Source organism: Stenotrophomonas sp. HMWF003 (assembly GCF_003061285.1).
GTDB classification, from domain to species: domain Bacteria; phylum Pseudomonadota; class Gammaproteobacteria; order Xanthomonadales; family Xanthomonadaceae; genus Stenotrophomonas; species Stenotrophomonas maltophilia_AP.
Genome location: NZ_QAIW01000354.1, coordinates 19,256 through 22,309 on the forward strand (window position 1 = coordinate 19,256; position 3,054 = coordinate 22,309).

General features: G+C 69.0%; 3 protein-coding genes and 1 pseudogene. All 4 read right to left on the minus strand.

Annotated elements, in window-relative coordinates; translation table 11 throughout:
• Positions 1-337: pseudogene (locus DBR34_RS23220) on the minus strand (methyltransferase domain-containing protein); the annotation flags it as partial.
• A complete protein-coding gene (locus DBR34_RS14380; RefSeq protein ID WP_128097295.1) occupies positions 334-1,092 on the minus strand; it encodes a PIG-L family deacetylase in 759 nt (252 codons plus the stop codon). The gene DBR34_RS14380 and the pseudogene DBR34_RS23220, both read right to left, overlap by 4 nt.
• Positions 1,080-2,045 carry an acyl-CoA dehydrogenase gene (locus DBR34_RS14385; protein ID WP_128097296.1) on the minus strand — a complete coding sequence of 322 codons (966 nt, stop codon included), beginning with the start codon at positions 2,043-2,045 and terminating at the stop codon, positions 1,080-1,082. The genes DBR34_RS14380 and DBR34_RS14385 overlap by 13 nt, the downstream gene beginning before the upstream one ends.
• Positions 2,046-2,058: 13 nt before the next feature.
• Positions 2,059-3,054 (minus strand): zinc-dependent alcohol dehydrogenase (locus tag DBR34_RS14390; RefSeq protein ID WP_258223947.1); only part of this gene is annotated, 996 nt, incomplete at its 5' end.

Consider the following 3,054-nt stretch of genomic DNA (forward strand, 5'->3'; position numbering starts at 1 on the left):
CCAGCTCGCTGAACACGATCAGGTCGAACGTGCCATCGGGCCACTGCCGCGGATGCTCGGCACGCTCGACCCGCACATGCGCGTGTTTGGCCAAGGCAAGGCGCGCGGCCGCCACCGCCTGCTCGCTCAGGTCGGTGGCCAGCAACTGCGCGCAGCGCGGCGCAAGCGCAGCGGTGAGCACCCCGTTGGAGCAGCCCAGCTCCCAGCCCCGCAGGTAGTGGTCCCGTGGCAGGCTGGCCAGGGTCAGCGCACGCTTGCGCGCCTCATACCAGCGGGTGCGGTACTCGAACGGATCTTCCTGCTGGTAGAGCGCGTCGAAGTAGGCGGTTGTGTTCATCCGATCAGGACCTCGTAGGCGCGTTCGAAACGCTGCAATACCGCCGGTGGCAGGATGGGGTCGCAGTCCAGTCCGTCCACGGCACCCAGCTGGGTCGAGAACTGCGTGATGGCTGCGCGCTTGCGCTGCAGGACCTGCGGACTCAGCGCGAACCGTGTTGCCGGTGTCCAGGCGCGCGGCGCGTCCTGCGGGTCCAGCCAATGCCAGCCCCACACCGGGTACTCACGCAGCGCGCAGCCACGCGACGTTGCGGCCCGCGCGCAGGCACGGCCCACGGCTTCGTGGTCGGGATGCGCATCCAGGTGCCACGGACCCAGCACCAGATCGTCGGGGCGCAGCACGGTGTGCAGGCGCGCGGCCAGCGCGGCTTCGCTGCCGGTCACCGCGCCGTCGCCGATGTGCCAGGCCTGGTGATCCACGTCGACCAGACCCAGGCAGCCCAGTGCGCGCGCAAGCTCCTGTTGACGCGCGCAGCGCAGTCGCTGCGGCGGCCACGCTGGCTGACCGGGGTAGCAGGCTTCACCATCCGTGACGGAAATCACCACCACCGGCAGCCCGAGCGCCTGCGTTTGCGCCATCAGCCCACCACAGGCCAGCACTTCGTCATCGGGATGCGGCGACACCACCACCAGCCGTGCATGGCCGGCAAGCAGCGTCGCGACATTGGATGCCGGCAGCGAAGCCAGCCAATCGCAGGCCATCCACTGGTCCTCGGTGACGCCGCCGCCGGCGATGTGGCGCGCTACAGCGTCCATCCCTGCCCCTCCCGATGACAGTCCATGCCCAACTGCTGCCAGTCGCGGTCGGCATGACTCTGCCGGATGAACACGGTCAGGTCGCTCCAGCGCCGGGCGTGCGCCTGGTCCATGCACATGGGCCCCGGTCCCAACGCCCGCGCAACCAGGTCCAGGGTCTGCACGCAGCCGCGCTCCACCACGCTGCGCACCCTAACCACGTCGGTCATGTGGGCGCGCGCGGGGTCCGCGTCGATCAGGGTGGCCAGCTCACGCAGCAGCGCCGCGCATGCAGACAGGGTCATATCGACCTGCCCCAGCAACCCGGCCGCCACGCCCGGCTCGGCCGCCTTGGCGCTGCACCGCAGCGGCTCGGCCAGCGCAGCCGCCGCGCCATACCAGCAGGCGGCGATGCCCGCGCCGCCGTGCCAGAAGCCCGGTCGTTGCAGGTAGGCGTCGGCGGTGCCGACTTCCACGGCAGGCACCTGGTCAAGGTGCGCGGTGGCACTGGGAATCCGCCCCATCCCGGTGGCCTGCCAGTCCTGCACGTCGCACTGGATGCGTGCACCCCGTAGATCTGCACGGTACAGGCGGCATTGCCCGTCTGTCCGCACCGTCACCAGCGCTGTATCCACCCACCCAGCGCCCGAACACCACGGCTTGGTACCGCTCAACGTGCTGCGGCGTGCATCGAAGGCCAGCGTCGCCGCCGGCCCCTCGGCGGCCCATACCGCAGCCAGCTGCCCCGCAGCCAACGGCGGCGCCTGCAGCTCCTGCAGAATCGCCTCGGCGTCATGATGCGCTTCAAGCACCTTGGCCAGGCACAGGTCCCGCGCGCCGAGGTGCGCCAGGTGCCGCCAGCGCTCCAGCGTGTCACCTGCTCCCGGTGGCGGCAACGCGGGATGGCTGGCCAGCCATTCACGCGCCTGCTGTATCAACGCGGGTGATTCCGCAGTGGGGATTACCCTCTCCATCCTCGCGGCCATCTCAGGGCGTCAGGATTACCTTGCGGCAATCCTCCTGCTTCCGGTCGAAGATTTCGTACCCCTTGGCCGCCTCTTCCAGCGGCATCCGGTGGGTGACGATCACCCCGGGGTCCAGGTTGCCTTCGGCGATATGGTCGAGCAGCTCCGGCATCAACTTCTGCACGTGGGTCTGCCCCATCTTGAAGGTCAGGCCCTTGTCGAACGCATCGCCGAGGAGGAAGCCGTGCACGAAGCCGGCATACACGCCGGGGATGCTCACCGTGCCACCGCGGCGCGTGGCCGCGATGCACTGGCGGATCGCCACGCCACTGCTGCCTTCGACTTTCAGCGTGGTCAGCGCGGCTTCCAGCGCACTGCCCTCGGCTTCAAAGCCCACCGCCTCGATGGTGGCATCCACCCCGCGCCCGTTGGTCTGGGTCACGATGTATTCGGCGGGATCCTCGACGCGGGTGAAGTCGATCGGAGTCACGCCGTAGGTGCGTTGCGCGAAGTCGAGGCGATAGGCCAGGTGGTCGACCATGAAGATGGTCTCCGCTCCCAGCAGGCGGCAGCACGCCGCGCTCATCAGGCCAACCGGCCCCGCGCCGAAGATCGCCACGGTAGACCCCGGCTTGATGCCGGCATTGATTGCTGCCTGGTAGCCGGTGGGCAGGATGTCGGACAGGAACAGCACCTGCTCGTCGGACAGCCCGTCAGGAATCCGCAACGGACCTACATTGGCCTTGGGCACGCGCACGAACTCGGCCTGCCCGCCCGACACGCCGCCATACAGGTGGCTGTAACCGAACAGCGCCGCCGGCGGCCGGATGCCCTTCTGGTTGATTGCTGCGCCCTTGCCGCTGTTCGTGGTCTCGCACGCGGCGAACTCGGCAAGACGGCAATGGAAGCACGCGCCGCAGGCGATCACGAACGGGATCACGACGCGATCGCCCGGCCGGAGGTCGGTCACGCCGCTGCCGACCTCTTCGATAATGCCCATGAACTCATGACCCAGCAC